The sequence below is a fragment of the Candidatus Cardinium sp. cBcalN2 genome (assembly GCF_022810445.1).
Lineage (GTDB): Bacteria > Bacteroidota > Bacteroidia > Cytophagales > Amoebophilaceae > Cardinium.
Window position 1 is genome coordinate 1 of record NZ_JAACGD010000042.1, and the last position, 19,298, is coordinate 19,298.

14 protein-coding genes are annotated in these 19,298 nt (G+C 37.7%); 10 read left to right on the forward strand and 4 right to left on the reverse strand.

From position 1 onward, the window contains the following. The first annotated feature begins 180 nt into the window (after nt 1-180). Complete coding sequence (locus MUW74_RS01350) at nt 181-2,775, forward strand: ATP-dependent Clp protease ATP-binding subunit (RefSeq protein ID WP_243518826.1); 2,595 nt, start codon at nt 181-183, stop codon at nt 2,773-2,775. Then, nucleotides 2,768-3,805 carry a triacylglycerol lipase gene (locus tag MUW74_RS01355; RefSeq protein ID WP_243518829.1) on the forward strand — a complete coding sequence of 346 codons (1,038 nt, stop codon included), beginning with the start codon at nt 2,768-2,770 and terminating at the stop codon, nt 3,803-3,805. The genes MUW74_RS01350 and MUW74_RS01355 overlap by 8 nt, the downstream gene beginning before the upstream one ends. A 1-nt stretch (nt 3,806) precedes the next feature. On the opposite strand, the gene ruvX is transcribed toward MUW74_RS01355, so the two are convergent. Together ruvX and lpxB are read right to left on the reverse strand one after the other, a co-directional pair. Next, nucleotides 3,807-4,247 (reverse strand): Holliday junction resolvase RuvX, encoded by a 441-nt coding sequence (gene ruvX / locus MUW74_RS01360; RefSeq protein ID WP_243518832.1) that lies wholly within the window; start codon nt 4,245-4,247, stop codon nt 3,807-3,809. Further along, nucleotides 4,225-5,337: a lipid-A-disaccharide synthase gene (gene lpxB, locus MUW74_RS01365; protein ID WP_243518835.1), complete on the reverse strand. Its 1,113-nt coding sequence runs from the start codon at nt 5,335-5,337 to the stop codon at nt 4,225-4,227. Before lpxB ends, ruvX begins: the two co-directional genes overlap by 23 nt. 266 nt (nt 5,338-5,603) lie before the next feature. Here lpxB and MUW74_RS01370 point away from each other — a divergent pair, with 266 nt between their 5' ends. The 6 genes from MUW74_RS01370 to MUW74_RS01395 all read left to right on the forward strand — a co-directional run bounded on the left by MUW74_RS01370 (nt 5,604) and on the right by MUW74_RS01395 (nt 11,609). Further along, on the forward strand, nt 5,604-6,506 hold the full coding sequence (locus MUW74_RS01370; RefSeq protein ID WP_243518838.1) for a hypothetical protein: 903 nt from the start codon (nt 5,604-5,606) through the stop codon (nt 6,504-6,506). A 49-nt stretch (nt 6,507-6,555) separates the two neighbouring features. Next, nucleotides 6,556-7,500 carry a 5'-3' exonuclease H3TH domain-containing protein gene (locus tag MUW74_RS01375; protein WP_243518842.1) on the forward strand — a complete coding sequence of 315 codons (945 nt, stop codon included), beginning with the start codon at nt 6,556-6,558 and terminating at the stop codon, nt 7,498-7,500. Nucleotides 7,501-7,649: 149 nt separating this feature from the next. Then, the gene (locus MUW74_RS01380; protein ID WP_243518845.1) at nt 7,650-8,486 is read left to right on the forward strand and encodes a phosphatidate cytidylyltransferase; all 837 of its coding nucleotides are present in this window, start codon (nt 7,650-7,652) and stop codon (nt 8,484-8,486) included. 31 nt (nt 8,487-8,517) lie between these two features. Then, nucleotides 8,518-9,174, forward strand: coding sequence for a phosphatidylserine decarboxylase family protein (locus MUW74_RS01385; RefSeq protein WP_243518848.1), 657 nt, complete (start codon nt 8,518-8,520; stop codon nt 9,172-9,174). A 74-nt stretch (nt 9,175-9,248) separates the two neighbouring features. Further along, nucleotides 9,249-10,748, forward strand: coding sequence for a glutamate--tRNA ligase (gene gltX / locus MUW74_RS01390; protein WP_243518851.1), 1,500 nt, complete (start codon nt 9,249-9,251; stop codon nt 10,746-10,748). A 3-nt stretch (nt 10,749-10,751) separates the two neighbouring features. Continuing rightward, on the forward strand, nt 10,752-11,609 hold the full coding sequence (locus MUW74_RS01395; RefSeq protein WP_262915511.1) for a lysophospholipid acyltransferase family protein: 858 nt from the start codon (nt 10,752-10,754) through the stop codon (nt 11,607-11,609). A gap of 17 nt (nt 11,610-11,626) precedes the next feature. Here the strand turns inward: MUW74_RS01395 and MUW74_RS01400 are convergent, their stop codons facing one another. After that, entirely contained in the window at nt 11,627-14,290 is a 2,664-nt protein-coding gene (locus tag MUW74_RS01400) for an exodeoxyribonuclease V subunit beta (RefSeq protein ID WP_243518856.1), read from the reverse strand. A gap of 95 nt (nt 14,291-14,385) precedes the next feature. Further along, the gene (locus tag MUW74_RS01405; RefSeq protein ID WP_243018516.1) at nt 14,386-15,192 is read right to left on the reverse strand and encodes a glycogen/starch synthase; all 807 of its coding nucleotides are present in this window, start codon (nt 15,190-15,192) and stop codon (nt 14,386-14,388) included. Nucleotides 15,193-15,471: 279 nt separating this feature from the next. Here MUW74_RS01405 and MUW74_RS01410 point away from each other — a divergent pair, with 279 nt between their 5' ends. Next, nucleotides 15,472-17,259: an ABC transporter ATP-binding protein gene (locus tag MUW74_RS01410; RefSeq protein ID WP_243518860.1), complete on the forward strand. Its 1,788-nt coding sequence runs from the start codon at nt 15,472-15,474 to the stop codon at nt 17,257-17,259. A gap of 428 nt (nt 17,260-17,687) precedes the next feature. Further along, nucleotides 17,688-18,878 carry an ankyrin repeat domain-containing protein gene (locus tag MUW74_RS01415; RefSeq protein ID WP_243518863.1) on the forward strand — a complete coding sequence of 397 codons (1,191 nt, stop codon included), beginning with the start codon at nt 17,688-17,690 and terminating at the stop codon, nt 18,876-18,878. Nucleotides 18,879-19,298: the final 420 nt, after the last annotated feature.

Sequence of the window (19,298 nt, forward strand, 5' to 3'; positions counted from 1 at the left end):
TTCTAATCCAGAACTCAGGTGTTTAAGCATAAAATCTAAATAATACAAATCATTAGATGGCTATAACGCCATGGATAGGTTTTGCAAGACGGCTATTGTTATCAAAGTTCCTTACAATAGAAGGACAAAAGTATTATATTTACCAAGTAGCAGTAAAGTAATGATCAACCCCCTAGCATTATGGACTTTAAAAACTATACCATTAAAGCACAAGAGGCCCTACAAGGCGCTATAGAGATTGCCCAAGACAACCAACAACTTACTATCGAAACAGGCCACTTACTCAAGGCCATTCTAAGTAGTAATGAAGCACACGTTACCTTTCTTACCCAACAACTACAGGTACCTCTAGAGCCTTTAAAGCAAACATTAGATCAACTCATTCAAAGCTATCCGAAAGCCTCTGGACAGCAGCCTTATTTATCACCCCATATGGAGGTTAGCTTACGACAAGCGGCAAGCTACCAAAAAAAATTAGGTGATGAGTTTATTGCAGTAGAACATTTGCTGTTAAGCCTGTGTGCTGGCCAAGACAAGACGGCAGCCTTGATGAAAACCCATGGCATAACAGAACAGCCTTTGTTACAGGCCATTCACGGATTACGTGGTAGCCATAAAGTCTCAGATCCTACGGCAGAGTCTAAATATCAGTCACTAGCGCGTTACGCAAAAAATCTCAATCAGCTGGTTAAAGAGGGAAAAATAGATCCGGTTATTGGACGGGATGAGGAATCTCGAAGAACCCTGCAAATTATTTCCCGTAGAACTAAAAATAATCCGCTGTTAATTGGGGAGCCTGGTGTAGGCAAAACAGCTATCATAGAAGGGCTAGCCCAAAGAATTGTAGCAGGGGATGTGCCTGAAAACATCAAGTCTAAGCTAATTTTTGCGCTAGATTTGGGACTTTTAATTGCTGGTGCCAAATACAAAGGTGAGTTTGAAGAGCGACTTAAAGCCGTTATCAAAGAAGTGGTTGATTCTAATGGGGAATTTATTCTTTTTATTGATGAAATTCACATGCTTATTGGAGCAGGTGCTTCTGGTGAAGGGGCTATGGATGCAGCCAATTTACTCAAACCAGCCCTTGCACGTGGCGAACTGCATGCTATTGGTGCTACTACACTCAAGGAATACCAAAAGTACATAGAAAAAGATAAAGCATTAGAAAGAAGGTTTCAAGTGGTTATGGTAGACGAACCAACCCAAGCTGATTCTATTTCTATTTTAGAAGGCATAAAGGGAAAATATGAGGCTTACCATAATGTTCGTATTTTGCGTGATGCAGTGATAGCTGCTGTAACACTCTCTTATCGCTATATCCCAGAACTTCGTTTACCTGATAAAGCGATAGACTTAATAGATGAAGCAGGTGCCAAGAAGCGTATTGGCTTAGATACCATGCCTGTAGATTTAGACCAAATACAACGCAAAATTACTCGATTAGAAATCGAAAGGGAAGCTATTCGAAGAGAAAATGATCCCACAAAACTTGAAGAATTATCTAAAACCATTGCCGACCTAACTGAACAAAAAAATAATCTAAAAGCAAAATGGGAGCACGATAAATCGATTATTGAGGGCATTGGTATACAGAAGCAAAAAATCGAACAGTTGCACCTAGAAGCTCAAGAAGCAGAACGCAATTTTGACTATGGTAAAGTGGCAGAAATTAGATATGGCAGGCTGGCAGAAGCAGAAAAAAAACTGAAAGCATTCGAAGAGCAAGTAGAAGCATTACGTGAGGCTAGTCCATTTTTTAAAGAAGAAGTTACCAAAGAAGATATTGCTGAAATTGTGGCCCACCGTACGGGTATTCCTGTGGCCAGAATGCTTCAAGATGAACAAGAAAAATTACTACAGTTAGAAGATATACTCTCTGAGCGCGTGGCAGGCCAAGCAGAAGCTATTCAGGCGATGGCTGATGCCGTACGCAGAAGTCGAGCGGAATTACAAGATCCTCGTAAACCGATTGGTTCTTTTATTTTTTTAGGTACCACTGGGGTAGGTAAAACTGAACTAGCCAAAGCATTGGCTACATTTTTATTCAATGACGAACAGGCTATGATTCGAATAGATATGTCTGAATATCAAGAAAAACATTCAGTCAGTCGACTGATTGGTGCACCACCTGGCTACATAGGCTATGATGAAGGAGGGCAGCTTACAGAAGCAGTTCGTCGAAAGCCCTATTCAGTGGTTTTATTAGATGAAATAGAAAAAGCACATCCAGATGTTTTTAATATTTTATTGCAAGTATTGGATGATGGTAGGCTAACCGATAATAAAGGTAGAACAGCCAATTTCAGAAATACGATTATTATCATGACCAGTAATATGGGTGCCCATCTTATTCAAAGCCAATTAGCTGGTAACCAAGATCTGCCTAATAAAGAGATATTGGCAGAAACCAAAGAAGCAGTTGTACAATTGCTCCAAAAACAGATGCGACCAGAATTCTTAAATAGGATAGACGAAATTATTATGTTTAATCCACTCTCTAAAAGAGTTATTAAAGATATTGTAGCTATTCAGGTAAGAAAACTTAAAGCAGATCTAGCCAAGAATGGTATAGTCATTCAGATGGATGAGGAGCTTATAGATTACCTAGCCAAAGAAGGTTATAGCTTGGAGTTTGGCGCAAGACCACTCAAACGCTTTATGCAACGGATTATACTCAATGCATTGTCTAAAGAATTGCTAGCTGGACGGGTTACTAAAGATCGGCCTATTCTTATTGGTTATAACAAAGGAGAAGTGCTATTTTCAAATGTATAAAGCTATTTTAGGCCAACAACCTACTTTTGCAGCTTTGCTTTTACATGGTTTATATGGTCATGCCAATGAGCTAAAGCCGATTGCAGAAAGACTCCAAAACGCATTTGGCAAGTCGGTTCTAATCATTCAACCAACCTGCAGAGTCCGGCTAAAATCTGTGATACGATCAATAGATCAACAAGCAGAAGATATAGGTAAGTATATAGCCGTTACATTAATCGAGTATGGAAAAGAACCTAGCTCTTTTCCACTCATTATCATTGGTTATAGTCAAGGAGGTCTACTAGCCTGTACCTTAGCTCAATCCTATAACAATCAACTTAATATCCTAGGCATCATTACCCTTAACGCCCCTTTAATGGGCACACCTTTCTTAGAACGCAGTAGCAAGGATGTGCAAGACTTTATATCGGATGCAAAAAAAGGATTACAGCTTATTGATTATCCCTTATCTAGGATCAAATGGAGTATGACGCTCCAGAGATGGATGCGGATAGTGGCACGTCCAGGATGGATACCTTTAGATGGATTAAAAGATCTATTACCCAATAGCCCATGTACCAAAAATGCATATAACTTTTTGCAAAAAAACCAGAAAATACCTTGTTTATTGATCGCCACCTACGAAAATGATTTTTCTGAGCTATTTAATATGCATATTCAAATAGCCGAACAGAAGAGAGCCATAGAGCTATTAAATGATGCCTATGCGCTATTTATTACTGGTAAAAAAGAAGGTAAACACGACACTTTAATTCCATTAGCTAGTCAGTTAGGCAGGCAAGATTGGTTACATAAGGAAGTTGCAATAGATGCAAAACATCCACCCTATAGCCAGCTATCTATCATAGCACCTAATCCCATACAAATAAAACGAAGGATGTATAAAGGGATCATCCATGCTAGTAACTTAGTAGCCATAGATCCTCGTTTATTTGTAGACCATGGTGAAATGGTCATTTATACTGAGGTTATTTTAATCGATTTAATCCAATTTATTAAGCAGTTGTTGCAAGTAAGCTGCAAATAGCTTATTGACCACTTCCATAACCAGATACCAAAAAAGATTGTAAGATAATCGCTGCACTTACCTGATCGATATTGCCTTTATCGACTCTATCCTTTTTGGAATAGCCAGCTTGATAGAGCCCCTGCATTGCCAACTTAGAAGTAAACCGCTCATCTTGGTAATAAAAACTTTGCCCTGGAAATGTCTTTTTTACTTCCAAGCCAATTGCCTCCACTACCCTACTCATCTTAGAAGGCCCCCCGTCCAAACCTTTAGGCAGCCCCATTACAAAACTCACTACACTTTCTTTTTGCAAATACTCCTTTAAAAAAAGAAATAAAGTAGTGGTCGGTATCGTGGTTAATGGGGTGGCAATGATTTGTAAAGGATCAGTTACAGCAATGCCTACGCGCTTTAACCCATAATCTATGGCCATGATTCTACCCCATTTTTTTTCTATCATTATACATACTTTTTGCTACTGCAGCAGCAGCATGCTCTTTACCTAATAATTCGCGAACCACTTGATAGGCTGCTTGTTGCTTGATGCTACCACTGTCTGATAAAAGAGTGGTCAAATGGAGATAAAGATTGTAACTAGTCAATTGATATTGAATTAATTCTGGAACAACCAATTCATCTACCAAAAGATTGACCAAAGAGATATACTGTATTGTGACCATTCTTTTATAAAAAAAGTAAGCCAGCGGATGAAGCTTATAAACGACTATTTGGGGCAAATTAAACAAAGCAGCTTCTAAACTAGCTGTTCCAGAAGCAACGATACCTGCTTTGGCAACCGCCATTAGGTCGTAGGTTTGGTCATAAACTAATTTAACCTGAGCACTACATACCCCCTTATACGCACACTTTGGGAGATGACTTAAGCCAGCTACTACCAGCTGATAGCCTTTAAAACCATCTGCCTGGGCAACCATTAGGGGCAACAAGCGCCGAATTTCATCCCATCTACTACCAGGCAATAGTGCTATAATAGGGCGGTTATCGAGTTTATTTTCTGTTATAAAATCAGGATTGATGCGATGGTCAGACACTTTTTGAACAAGCGGATGGCCAACATAATGAATTGTACAGTAGCCCTTAGCCTGATAATAGGCTACTTCAAAGGGCAAAATGGACCATACTCTATCTACATTACGCTTGATTTGTTCGATTCTTCTTGAACCATGGGCCCAGATCTTGGGTGGTATATAGTAATCTACGGGAAAGCCATTTCGCTTAGCAAATGCTGCTATGCGCATATTAAACCCACTATAGTCAATTAAGATGACTAGATCTGGTTGATAGCCTATTAAACTTTTTTGGCAAAATTGTAATACTTTCCATAAGGCATACCATTTTTTTAAAAAATCTATCCCGATATAACCCATTTTTGAACCATCTACGTTACAAGGCCTCCCCATGGCTTTTGACATAGCCAGCCCTCCACAAGCCCAAAAAGTAGCCTGGTAATCTATTCTTTTGATTTGTCTAATCAAATCAGCCCCATGCACATCCCCGGAGTGCTCTCCTGCAATAATATAATAACGCATAATAGCTTTTAGATTAGATTACCTGCGACAGGCTCCTCTACTGGTAATTTTGAATATAGATCAGATGGTCAAATCTTGACGTAAATCTAGCAACCAGGCTATTGCATGAACCAAATTAGGAAATAAAGGTAAAAAAATCTAATTTTAAAACTCCAATCATATAGTTTATACTGCTAGTAGCAAATACAAAAAATAACCATATTTTTCCATTGAAGTGCTTTACTAATTTATCTTTCTATTTTCTATGGCTTGTTCCATTGGTTTCATTGCATGCTTCAAAGTATTCTTTTTTCAACTTTATTCAACTGGATAGCGCCTTTTATATTAAACAAGATAATTATAAAGTCCATGTCAGTCGTATGTACCCTGGTAAACAAGACGGTGAAATGACAGTTAATGATATAACAGATGAACCTATCATACAATGTTATTATATACGTTGGCATCATGGGCCTTCTATTTACTTTAACAAGGATAAGCATAGTGACTCAGATCATCTACAGCAAAATAGCTATGACCCTAAAAACATCTTTGGGTTCACTGGAAAGGGCCTAACACTTGCTACACAGCTGTTGCTCTCTACGGAACTCTTCCGGTTACGGATTGGCGCGGGTGCAGGTATAAGATGTTCTTTTCTTAAAAAGATGATAGGCCAATGGGTCAACAATAGCCAACTCGGTAATAAACCAGATCAGCAAGCGTATCTAACAAACTATATACCTACACGTCCTTATTACTTTACTTGGACACCTTTGCTTCGCTTGGGTTTTAAAATAACTGAAACTAGCCATTATACCTTATTAGTAGATGGTACTTGGACACCCTCTATCTATACGTTCTCTGAATTGGGTACAAAGTACTATCTATGCTACCCCCGCACTTTTGACTTGGGTACTACATTAGAAAAACCTTTTTTTTATAGTTGGCATTGGAGCATTCGCTTGGCCTATGGTTTATCCTTATACAATGAGATTCTGGAACATAGTGACCCACGTACTCCTGATGATCTAGTTTCTGTAAGTCATTATATAAGTGGTATAATCTTTCAAGTCGGGATCGGCATACGCATCCCAATCAGTAGTAAATGTTCTATAATGGGATGCCATATCAAGCCAAATCATAGACATGGTGGCAGGTATTATAGAGGCCATATCAACTTTAGGAGTTGATACGATATCATAAAACATTACGGCATATTCACTCCAAAAAAAGACAAAAATGGTAGACACGCTCAAAAAGCTTTTTTTATTAGATGGTATGTCACTGATCTACAGAGCTCATTTTGCTCTTAGTAAGGTACACACTACTACTGCAGAGGGAATTGAAACAGGGGCCATACTGGGCTTTGTCAATACACTATTAGAAGTATTGCAAAAAGAAAAACCTACCCATATCATTGTTGCCTTTGATAGCAAAGAAAAAACTTTTCGACACGAACTATTTACTAATTATAAGTCCCACCGCCCCGCACAACCAGAAGCAATCTCTATAGCCATTCCTTATATTCAATCCATTCTAGATGGATTTGGTATTTTATCTGTAAGCTGTAAAGGTTATGAAGCTGATGACCTACTAGGCACATTAGCGCATAAAGGAGCTGCAATGGGCTGTACTACTTATATCATGTCTACAGACAAAGACTTAGCCCAAATGGTAACGGACGTTATCTATCTCTATAAACCTAGTAGTCAGGGCCAAAAAGCTAGCATAATTGGTAAAAAAGAGATCTTAGCCCAATGGGAGATCGCTAGACCAGAACAAGTAAAAGATATCTTGGCATTAGAAGGAGATCCCTCTGATTTTATTCCAGGTATTCCCTCTATTGGCAAAAAAACAGCACGAAAGCTTATAAAAGAATTTGATAGTCTTGAAAACTTATTGGCACATAGCGATCATCTAACCGGTAGATTAAAAACTAACCTAATCCAATATGCTGAGCAAGGCATTCTTTCTAAAGAACTAGCCACGATTCGAACCGACGTACCCATCACATTAGACTTGGAAAAGTGTCATTATCAAGGGCCCAGTAGAACCAAATTGGAACCGCTATTTACTTTACTGGAGTTTAAACAACTCAAACAGCGATTGTTTGGTAGATCCAACCAACCAAAGGGCCAAACAGCTAACCTATTTGAGCCAATGGTCGAGCCAGCAGCTATGTAACTACCAGATTCTTTGTGGCAATAAAGGAGTAGATCACCCTATTTTGTTACTCTTATGAAATTTTATATCATTGTAAGACTTATAACCAATCGGTTGGAATAAGCATAGATGCAACTGCTGCATCATCTATTAAAATAGAGGCTACACCTATGTTGAAAAAGCAAAACAATTTTGTACAGCGTTTTTGTTCGATTGTACTCTTTACACCCGTTATTATTTTTTCCATTTTTTGGTCTTCTTGGACTTATTTTTTGCTCTTTTTTTATGTAGTCATGCTGGCTATGCTAGAGTTTTATAAACTGCTTAAACAAGCAAATGTTACTCCGATGCGTGGTTACGGAATTTTTTTAGGCCTGCTTTTTTATACTATAGCCTTTCACTACTGCCTTTATGATAATAGCTCACCCCTATTAGGCTATATCTCTATGCCACTAGCTATTTTAGTCTATATGACCCCACTATATAACCGCAAACCTTCTAACCCCTTTTTAGATATCGCAGCTACCTTTTTAGGCATTTTGTATATTGCTGTTCCTTTTGCCATGCTGCATTACCTAGCCTTTTTTAAAGGCAGCTATTCCAAAGAGCTAATACTGGGCCTACTGACCATTGTTTGGAGCCAAGATACGGGTGCTTATCTAGTAGGTTCTGCCATAGGCAGATCTAAACTTTTCAAACGGATCTCTCCTCAAAAAACATGGGAAGGTTTTTTCGGAGGTGCTTTATTTGCCATTATGGCTGGTTATGCGATGGCTTATTTTTTTGCTATTTTACCATTGTACCAATGGCTCTGGATCTCTTTGATCACTATTTTTACAGGTACCTATGGAGATTTAGTTGCCTCGTTGCTTAAAAGAAGTGTAGATGTAAAAAACACCAGTGAAATCATTCCAGGACATGGAGGACTATTAGATAGAGTCGATAGCTTATTGCTCACCATTCCTGCAGTAGTTGCATTTATAAAAATAACTTTACTTTTTACATAAAAAATCAAAACGAGCAAAGGTCTAGACCACAATGAAAATACATAAAGAAGGAAAAGATATTTTACTATGTACGCCTATTGTTCTATTGCTTATTTATTATGGTATGCATAAAAAAGTAGCATTGACTTACCATCAATCCATAGGATTTGCAGTAGTTAGTGGTGCCTTATATTTTTGGCTGATCTATTTTTTTAGAGACCCATACCGTATTATCCATACGCAAGATCAATATATATTAGGCCCAGCAGATGGTAAAATCCTCAGTATTCAGAAAACATATGAAGGCGAATATTTACAGGAAGAGCGGATCAAAATCAGTATATTTATGTCTCCGTTCAATGTACACGTTAATAGGTTTCCTATGTCTGGCAGAATTGTCTTTTTTAAATACCATCCAGGTAAGCACTTGGTTGCTTTTCATCCCAAGTCTAGTAGCCATAATGAAAGAACCTCCATCGTAATTGAAAATGAAAATGGCCAACAAATTCTTTTTAGACAAATAGCAGGTTTGATGGCCCGTAGGATTAAGTTTTATTTTAAAGAAGGTGAAGAGGTACAGCAAGGTGAAAAATGTGGCTTTATTAAATTTGGCTCAAGAGCAGAGGTTTATCTGCCAATAGATGCCAATATTAAAGTAGTAGTAGGTGACAAAGTAAAAGGAGGGATTACGGTTCTGGCCAAGATATAAGCTTTTTACCCAGGGCTTGATTTTTTACCAATATGGTGAAAAGATACCATAAATTCTTTTTTATATAAAAATATATGGCCGTACATGTACGCTTTGCTCCCAGTCCAACTGGGGCATTACATATTGGCAGTGTTAGAACTATTCTTTATAACTATCTTTTAGCCCAAAAAGAAGGAGGGCGTTTTATACTACGTATTGAGGATACGGACCAAAAGCGTTTGGTACCTAGTGCAGAAGCTTACATCTTAGAAAGCTTACGCTGGCTAGGGATTGTGCCAGATGAAGGACCTGAACAAGGAGGTTCTTTAGGTCCCTATAAACAATCTGAACGGATTGGGATCTATCAAACCTATATCCAATTCTTGTTAGATGCTGGACATGCCTATTATGCATTTGACACACCAGCAGAGATCGAAGCAATGCGAGAACGGCTTAAAGCAGCTAAAATTGCCAACCCACAATACAATGCTATAAGTCGTGAATGGATGCGCAATGGCCTTACAATGCCGCTAGAACAGGTGCAAGAATGGATAGCAGCCGGAATACCCTATGTGATTCGGCTAAAAATGCCCCATAAAATGTTAATACGCTTTCAGGATGGTGTACGTGGCTGGGTCAAAGTAGATACTTCTGTCTTAGACGATAAAGTCTTAATGAAATCAGACGGTTTGCCTACCTACCACTTTGCTAGTGTAGTGGATGATCATCTAATGAAGATTACCCATGTGATCCGTGGAGAAGAGTGGCTCCCTTCCACCCCCATTCATATATTGTTATACCGTTACTTAGGTTGGGCTGATGAGATGCCGCAATTTATCCATCTGCCACTCTTATTAGCCCCGAATGGCAGCGGAAAGTTAAGCAAGCGCCACGCAGATCAATATGGATTCCCGGCATTCCCTATCGCTTGGAAGGGTCCAGACCTTACAGTTGAAAATGCTTTTAGAGAAGCAGGCTATTTGCCAGAAGCGTTGTTGAACTTCTTGGCTTTACTTGGATGGAATCCAGGCACTAACCAAGAAATATTTAGCAAACAAGATTTAATAGAAGCTTTTTCTCTAGAACGCCTGGGCAAATCAGGGGTTAAGTTTGATATTGCTAAAGCTAAATGGTTTAACCAACAACATATCAAAAAGCAAGGAGCAACTATTTGGGCCAGCTACTTTATAACAGAAGCAGCTAAAGAACATGTAGCTTGTAGCCAGCAAGAGGCTATTCCGATTTGTAACCTTGTACAGGATAGAATTACCTTTCCTAAAGATTTTTGGAAAGAAGGCAGATTTTTCTTTTTTGACCCTGTTGATTATGATAGGGAACTCATTGAGAAAAGATGGAATAGTGGAACCAAAGAAGCAATAGTTGCTTTTAGAAAAGGATTAGCTACTTTACCAGAATGGCAAACAGATCAGATTAAAACATTATTAAAAGAATGGTCTATTCCTGGTATGATGCCCTTGTTGCGTATGGCACTTACAGGCGGAATAGCTGGTCCAGATCTTATAGAAATTATAGCCTTATTGGGTAGAGATAAGAGTGCTAAAAGAATAACGACTTTTTTAGAAAGAGTAGAATAGCCCATGCTATACCGCTTATGTTATCTTATTTCTTTATTACCACTTCGACCATTATACCTTATCTCAAGGGTATTGTATATAGTTATATACTACATAATAGGATACAGAAAAAAAATAGTACAGCAAAATTTAACTCATTCTTTTCCTAACAAAACAAAGCAGGAGTGCAAGCAAATAAAAAAAGCCTTTTACCAACACCTATCTGATCTCCTATTGGAACATATAAAGGCGTTAACCATAACGCATGAGCTGCTTTTAGAAAGGGTTTCCCTGAAAGATATAGAACCACTAGAAAGATGCTACCAGGAAGGCCAATCTATTATACTGGTTTCTGGCCACTTTGGGAATTGGGAATGGATTGCCAATGCCCTTGCCTTACAGACCCCCTATACCCTATGTGCAGGCTATCAACCTTTACATGATAAAGAAATAGATCAGATGGTACGCCATATAAGAAGCCGTTTCCAACGGAAAGCTATGCCAATGGCTGCCTTATTCAGGTATATAAGAAGCTATAAGGGGCCACCGCAGGCTACCACACTATTAATAGACCAAGTACCATTCCATAAGCAGAATACCCATGCTACTATCTTTTTAAACCAAGCGACCAAGGTTGCCTTAACAGCTGCTAAGCTGGCTCAAACATGCAATCAACCTATATTTTACATAGCAATAGATCGTATCAAACGGGGAAGCTATATAGCAAGACCTATATTACTTACAAAAACACCTACGCAATTATCACCTGAATCAATTGCAGAAAGCTATACCAGAAGGCTAGAAGCCAATATTCTACTCAATCCAGCGCTTTGGCTTTGGTCACATAGAAGATGGAAATCCGGCAAGGAAGCTGACAAATAGGTAGCTTGTTCCATATATTATCCAAAAAAAAGATTAGTGCCCACATCACTGTCTTCCATTTTAACAGCTACTGACCCTGCGTAACCAAATAGCTGATCTATTTTGTCTGTTATCAAGGATTGATAAATCAAATCAGCAATGGTAACCATACCGTCCATTTTCTCAGGAAGAGGTGCCATAACATAAAGCTGCGATTCTGCTCTTGTAAAAGCTACATACAGTAAATTTAAGTTGTCTAAATGTATTTGCATTTGTTCTAAACAGTAGTCTTTGGCATAATTCGTTTCCTTTAAATCTGCCCCATAGCTTATGGGCCATATAGGAAAATCAGAATTTTTCTGATGGTTTACAGACCATAATATAGGTCCATTACGTGACGGATGATCCAAACGCCAGCTACAAAAAGGCATAATCACTATTTTAAATGCTAGCCCCTTAGATTGATGGATGGTCATTACTTTAATCGTATCGTCATCATGACTTACCGGTAGCTTGATGGATCGACCTCTTTTTTCCCACCAGGCTAAAAAGGCTTCTATAGAAGTAGATTCTGTAAGACAAAAATGTAAAACAATACTCTGAAACAAAGAGAAGAGATCACTAAATTGATCCAAGTTTTTAAATAAGCAGGTAATCAGCAGCTGCACACATGTATAAACAGATACATTTTTTAAAAAATCTTTCTGGAGCCAAAAGGATGCAGGAAATAACTTTTCAAGGTGGTTAGACCAAGCTACTGCTTGATAAAATCTATCATGATGGCCAATAGCTGCATGGTTATCTATACAATGGGAATAGACCTCTACCCAAGCGATCTTATTAATTAGATCATCTTCATCATGAAGATAATACAATGTATGTATCAATACCTTTATGGCTATATGGCTCCATAAAGTATGAGCATGGTCGGATTGTACCTGATAAGAACTAGGGGTAGCATTGGTAGTAAATAAACTGGTTATCAAATTTGCTTCACTATTATTACGAATCAATACAACGATATCTTTTGCTGGAATACCCTCTTTTTGCAACTGTTCTAACAAAGTTATAAAGGCTTTTTGGGCATGTATTTGCCAAACAATAGGTTGACCAGCTGTATCTGTTTGGTCAGATCGAAAGAACCAAAGTGCTACATAGCCTCCTTTTTGACCATTCGTTTGTTGTACTACATCAATATAGGCTCGTCTCATTTGGGCCCATTCATGGACTAATGGATCAATAGGCTGATCGGTTGATCTTTTTTCAAGATAATCTACCAAATGGTTAGCAGCTGTTTTAAACAAATGATTATTAAATAATACAATAGCTTCTTGGCTACGCTGATTGGTGGTTAAATGATGCAGCCTGCTTTCTTTAAAAGTTGCTTCTACTTCATGATTCAAGAGTTTCCAATTGCTTCCACGCCAACGGTAAATAGCTTGCTTGACATCTCCTACTAACAAACTACTATAGCCTTGTGCTAAACTATTGCGTAATAATGGTTTGATATTCATCCATTGAAAAAGAGAAAGATCTTGAAATTCATCTATGAGAAAATGATGAAATTGATAGCCTATTTTTTCATATAATAAAGGGATATCACTGCCCTGAATAGCTTGATAGAGCAAAGTGGCTATATCTGACATAAATAGCACATTGTTTTTCAACCTATACCGTTCTAATCCTATGAGTAAGGCACCTACCATGCCAAAGGCATAGCTAAAACGGCCATTCACAATAGCTGTTCTATAAGCTAAGCCCTCCTGTTCATAGCCATCAATGGCCTCCACGAGCAAAGGGTGAAGCAACCGCTCCACTACCCTAGCTATGTCGGCTGTTCTACTGGTTTTTTGCTTAGCATACCAACTTTTTAGATTATCTCTTCCTATAATGGCGCGTTTGGTTGGCTTATAATCTTTTTTGTTAGCTAGTTTGAAAAAATAACCTATTACCCCTTTGGTACCATAGGTAAAATCTGATGGAGACAGCTTTGCTTGCTTAAGTATTGTTAAGGCATTTTGACCTATTTTTTGCATCTTTGCCTCAAAGGAACGCACACTTTCTTGTATAACTAATACCAAATGCGACCATCTCTCTTTCTCCTGAAAAGCAGTTAATAATGCTTTTTCATGTAGTTTAAAGGATTCATTAAAAAGCGCTTTACCAAGTTCTTGAATATTGCTTTTAACATGCCAGGTTTGGCCAGCCAATAGTTTGGTCAGTGCAAAGTCTGCGATCCATTTTTGAAGCAAGGGGTCATCTAAAGTAAGTAGCTCTTCTATGCTTTCTTTTAAAGCAAGTAGTTCATCCATTTCAATAGCAAAATGGTGGGGTAAACCGAGCGACTTAGTAAAGGATTGAATAATCTTATGGAAAAAACTATCGATTGTAGTAACTGAAAAATCACCATAATGATATACCATTCTGGATAATATTGCTTTGCTGCGCAGCTGTAGTTGTGAGAGGGACCACCCAGCTTGGCATAGCGTTTTTTGTAAAGCCGTTTCTTGGCCCATAGAGAGGCTATAAAAACAGGCTAAAATCCGCTGTTTCATCTCCTGGGTAGCACGATTGGTAAAGGTTACCGCTAAGATATGTTTAAAAGCATCTGGATAGCGTAAAGCCCATTGAATATAACGTGTTACCAACATATGGGTTTTACCAGAGCCAGCAGAAGCACGATAGATAAGTAACTGAGCCATAGCAATAATTGGAAAACTATGGTATAAGCTATATATAGATAGGATAGCTGCTTGTGATATATTAAGTAATACCTCCTTATGGCTTAAGGGGTATCCTATTGCTTAATTAAGTTTTTGTAAACTGAAAAATAGCCTTCGTTATACTGCTCATCGTTTTCCACCCAAGGAAGCTCTTTTTCCTTAAATAAATCTTCAAACTCAACTGCATTAAGCGTTTCTCCACGTAATACTAAATCAGAATAGTGCATAGCTAGTTGAATGATGTTGCGAAAACCACCAGGCGTTAACCATAATGCATCTTCCTCTGCAACACCTACTTTTGCTAGTTTTTCCGCTAGATAAGGAAATTGATGAGAGAAGCTATTATTATAGATAGTAAAAACTAGTTTGGCTTTTCTAAAAAGAGGGTGATGTTGATAAAGTTTTTTCCAAAAGATAGGTACAAGACTAGTTATCCAATCATGACAATGTACAATATCCGCTTCCCATTCTAATTTTTTGAGCGTTTCCATTACACCTGTGCAGAAAAAAATCATACGCAGGTCATTATCCTCATAAAAATTATTATTTTGATCCTCAAAAACTGATCTCCTACTGCCAAATAAATCATTGTTATCTACAAAATAAACTTGTAATCGTGTACTAGGTATGGTACTTACTTTTATAGAAATGGAATGATCTACATCATTTATAGAGACAATAGAGCCTGACAAACGCAGCACTTCATGCAACCTATTCATACGGTCATTAATCGTACCAAACTTAGGCACCATAATCCGTACGTCAATCTGTCTGCTTTGCATGGCTTCAGGTAATTTACGTACACAATTTGCTACAAGAGAGGTCTCCAAAAAAGGAGCTATTTCACTTGCAACATATAGTATCCTTTGTAGAGGCTTCATGGAAGATACTTTTGAATAGTTGTATTAAAAACAGGCATCCGTAGCAAACGGATCTAAATTTAATATTTTTTTTCTTTCTTTACAAGAAATCATGTTGAATATTGTATGATTCATCTAAATAGGTAGGTCTCACACGCTAAAGATGGTGACATATAAGTAATAGACTTATCTTGTTTCTATAATCGTTTTTAACGATATTTTATTTTTCCGTAAACTCTATTTGTTTATCAACAAAAAAGTATAGAAATTCCTTTTGTTTGCTACCAAACAAAAAACAATATGCCCACTACCATGTCTAAGGAAATCAAGGCTTTACCTAAAACCCTCTTTTCTTTCATTTTTTATTTTGTAAAACGACAATCTGTGGGTTTCGGCTTTATGTTTTTTACCTTAGTATTTTGGCCACTGAATGAATCCTTATCACCTTATTTTGTCAAGCTGTTAATCAACAAACTCGTAGAACTTAAACCAGGTATAGATGCTCCTTTTCGAGCACTGGCTTTTCCTTTAATCGGTTTATTGACCTCTTTCTTGGTGATGGAAATTGCCTGCAGGGTTTATGGGGTTGTATCTATCTATGTTTGGCCTAAATTTCGCAAGCATATTCGAGAAAGTGTTCTTGCCTATACACAGGGTCAATCGCATAGCTATTTTTCTGAACATTTTACAGGTGGACTAGCCAATAAAATAGCAGAACTCCCTCGTGCATGTGAGCATATTTTAGATATTATAATAGGTAATTTTTTCTGCACTATGCTTACTTTTTGCCTTTCATTGGGACTGGTTGTTCATGCAAGCGCTGTTTTCGGTGTAATCTTATTTGTTTTTGTAGCGATTTTTATTGGATTAACTATCCTATATATGGGTAAGATCAATCAAACTGCCAAAATACATGCAGAGGCTATCTCTGAATTAGATGGCCAAATAGTGGATAGCTTGGGTTGTATGTTAGCCGTGCGTTTATTTGCCCGCACCGCCTACGAACTAAAATATCTAAATAGCTACCAAAGCGATGAAATAAAAAAATCTGAAAATGCTTCTTGTACCATCGAAAAAGCATCTTTTTTGAAAGGGTTGCTTACTTTGATTTTTCTTGTAGTGACATTTGTGACTTTGGTTTATGGATGGAATCACAACTGGATTAGCATAGGAGATTGCTCGCTTATTACCATGACCTTTTTAAATCTAATTGGATTGGTTTGGCATAGCTCTTTTCATATCAACCAGATTGCCAAAGAAGTAGGCGTTTCTAAAGCAGCACTTTCTCTTTTAAGTGTACCACACGAAATCAAAGATCACCCCCATGCCACTCCACTAGTTGTTAAGGAAGGCACCATTTGTTTGGATAGGGTTACTTTCCATTATGAGCCGAAGGCACATATGTTTAACCAAATTTCTGTTGAAATTAAAGGAGGCGAAAAAATTGGTTTGGTTGGTCTCTCTGGTTCAGGTAAAACGACCTTTGTGCATTTGATATTGCGGCTCTATAACCTCAATAGTGGAAAAATATTGATTGATGATCAAGATATTTCACAAGTAACTCAACCATCTTTACGTGAACAAATTGCGATCATTCCACAGGATCCGCTGCTTTTTCACCGGACCATTTTTGAAAATATTCAATATGGTCGTTTAGATGCAAGAGAAGCAGAAGTAGTAGAAGCCGCCAGATTGGCCCATTGCATTGATTTTATAGAAGCATTAGACAAAGGCTTTCACGCCATGGTTGGAGAACGTGGGGTAAAGCTTTCTGGAGGGCAACGACAACGTATTGCTATTGCACGTGCTATTTTAAAAAATGCCCCTATTCTAATTATGGATGAAGCTACTGCTGCCTTAGATTCTATTACGGAAAAATTTATTCAAAAAAATTTAAAAAGTGTGATCAAGGATGCTACTACCCTGGTTGTTGCACACCGTTTATCCACCATCAGTTATATGGATCGAATTTTAGTTTTTGATAAACAAATGATCATCGAAGATGGAACAATAGCAGAACTTTTAGCTAAAAAAGGTCATTTTGCAAAATTGTGGAAGAGGCAAACGGGTGGGTTTCTTCCAGAATAAGTATTCATTCAGTCAATGGCGTGAACTTAAAGAATCGATTGACTAACAAATTTTTCTAAAAAAATGATGGCACCTGGGCTTATTGACCTTATCCCGACTATATAATCTACTGGGTCGGATTTTAACTTTAGCTCGTTGAAGGATTTCTGAAAAATATACTATTCTATTATAGATCATAATCAATAAAATACAGCTCTTAATTTGACCTCATGGTCTAAACTACTACTGATATTTATTTGCAATTGTATTTATTTTTTCTTAATAATTCCTTACAGGTTAAGCAAATTCTTTTTTCGATTACGAAGCCTAGTTGAAGGTTTTTACCTTATTATTACGCAAATAAGAAGCAACATGAATAGCATATGGCCTGTTCATTGAACCCATTCTGCTAGGTGGTCATTATATAAAATTTATTAAATATCAATAGTATGAAAACGTATATACGTTACAGAGCAGGCCTACTGGCTGGATTATTAATTTTAAATACTCTATCTGCTTGTGTAAATACAAGAAAAGCACTAGGTATAAGTGGACTATCTATATTAGAGGATAGGAGGCATGATAGTGGATACTATTCGCGTTCAATGAGAACGTGGAATAGAATGAACGTATTAGGTAAATTTTTAACGATACTCGGCGGTGTATGGCTTGTTTTTGGGGTAACGTATCCGCTTAGCTTCTTTATTCCAGATCAGTCAAATGCAATGGGTCCTCATAATGGAAGTCTAACTACCTTTCCACCATTAAGCCCAGACTACCCGAATAATACGATAAAAAACATAACTCCTGAAACAGAGAAAGAGCAACAGATTCATGATGCAATTAAAATAGAAAATGGCACAGACAAATATGGTAATGAAGTCTCCACTGATCTGATCACAAATATTACGACTACTACAAGTACTACAGCGGCACCTGACGGCCCCGTAACAGTAAAAGCACCATATCCTAATCCTTCATCGACCGATTCGAGTAGGACTGCTACCACTAGTGCGACTACTACAAGTACTACCACTTATAAAAAAGAACATGATAATCAAATAAAAGAAGAAGATCGTATGGTCTTAACTCGTGATATCTTGCAAGACATTGAATCACATCATTGGTCAATAGAAAGGTTAGACCATTGGCTTGAGGAGTGTAAACTAAATGTAAATGCAAAAAATGAGTTAAATGGCACCCTATTGATTGAAGCAGTAGTACAATCCCCAAAAAAGGAAGCAAACAATGAAATTCTTAAACACCTAATAAAACAAGGAGCAGATCTAGATGTACAAGTGAGTGAGTGTAAAACAGCCCTAATGTTTGCCTTAGATTTTCTAACACGTGAAAGAAATATTAATAACATTAATCAATTTCATGATATGGCTAACCTTTTAATAAAATCCGGGGCAAATGTCTGCCTAAAAGATGTGACAGGTCAGTATGCGCGAGACTACGCAGAACTTATAGATAAGCCAATATTATACGAACCAGATCTAATTATAGCTGATGATGATATAGGTGTATCTATTGATGAAATAGATGATAATCAGATTAATTTAAGAAAAAGTATTAAAAGCGATATTATAGAAAAACTGGATAAAGCATCGGAAAAACAAAACTGTACGAAAACATAACACGCTAATCAACATTTTATCCATTCAATCCCCATCCAAGGACGTGGGTTATACCTAAAAAAGCGCCTGTATACAATCTAGTTTTCTTAGCATAAGGTAAGACTAGGGAAGGAAAACAAAAGCGCCCCTTGTAAAATAGTTGCGATCAGAAAATAACCGTTACCACTGCAATAGAAAAACAGTTGAGGGGCAGGTCTGAAGAGCAAATACTGTGTATCTGTTCCTGACACTGGTAAAAAATGAATTTTTTAAAGCTACTTTTTTCGTAGCCGTTCAGCGCAGTGGCAAAGGCTACGTAGAAAAAGCAAAAACGCCCCTTGTAAAATAGTTGCGATCAGCAAGCAGCCCTTACAGCTGAAATAGAAAAACAGCCTGTTTGAAGCCCGCGAAGCGGGCGAGTTCTGTTTTTCCAGGTGTAAG